We start from the raw sequence: 908 nt of genomic DNA on the forward strand, positions 1-908 counted from the left end.
AGCGGCGACCTCCAAACCCTTCGCGCGCTCGACTGCCAGCGCCTCTTTCAGGGCGGCAACGTCATCCGGAACAGCGTCGCGATTAGCATCCATGCGACGCAGTGAATCACAGATTGAATGCGTTGGGACTCCTCAAAATGCTGGCAACCGCAGATTTTCCTAGATCAGCCCGCGCTCTGCGGTCGCCAGCTCAGTTGCGGATTCCGCCAGTCAATTCCTTCCAGCATATAAGCCATCTGCGCCGCGGAGATCGACACCGCGCCGGCCGAGGCCGACGGCCAGATGAACTTGCCGCGATCCAGACGCTTGGCGTAGAGCGACATGCCTAACCCGTCATGCCAAAGGATCTTGACCAGATCGCCGCGGCGGCCCCGGAAGATGTAGAGATCGCCAGCGTGCGGATCGCGCTTCAGGCTCTCCTGAACTGTAAGAGCCAGGCTTCGCATGCCGCGACGCATGTCGGTGTGGCCAGTGGCGATCCAAACCCTGACGCCGCTCGGAATCGGGATCATCGTCGCCGCAGCAGCTCAAGGACCCGCTGCAGCGCCTCAACGTCGACGTCGCGGTCAACGCGGACGCGACAGCCGCCGCCAAGCTCGATCTCGATGATTCCAGCCCTTGCACGCTGCGCAGGCGGGGAAGATGCCGGTTGTGGCGCGTCGCTCGAGATCGGAGCCGCCACCGGCGTGATCTCGACGGGAACGAGAGCTGGCACGGAATCTCCGCCCAGTCGACCCTGGCGCGCTTGTCGACGCCAGGTGAACAGCAGGCTGTGAGCCACCCCGTGCCGGCGTGCGACGCCGCAGACCGTCTCGCCGGCCTGCAAGGTCTCTTCGACAAGGCGAACCTTCTCGTCGTAACTCCATCGTCGCCGACGCTCGGCGCCCAACACATTGACCTGCATTCGC

Annotated in this window: 2 protein-coding genes; both read right to left on the bottom strand. The window is 64.1% G+C overall.

Annotation, left to right across the window (positions count from 1 at the left end; genetic code table 11):
* Window positions 1–164 precede the first annotated feature (164 nt).
* Window positions 165–512 (bottom strand): IS66 family insertion sequence element accessory protein TnpB, encoded by a 348-nt coding sequence (gene tnpB, locus XI09_RS08500; protein ID WP_271566441.1) that lies wholly within the window; start codon window positions 510–512, stop codon window positions 165–167.
* On the bottom strand, window positions 509–908 hold a 400-nt coding region (gene tnpA, locus XI09_RS46060), incomplete at its 5' end, for an IS66-like element accessory protein TnpA (protein WP_442869556.1). The genes tnpB and tnpA, both read right to left, overlap by 4 nt.

It is taken from the genome of Bradyrhizobium sp. CCBAU 11386, from assembly GCF_028128955.1.
GTDB lineage: Bacteria > Pseudomonadota > Alphaproteobacteria > Rhizobiales > Xanthobacteraceae > Bradyrhizobium.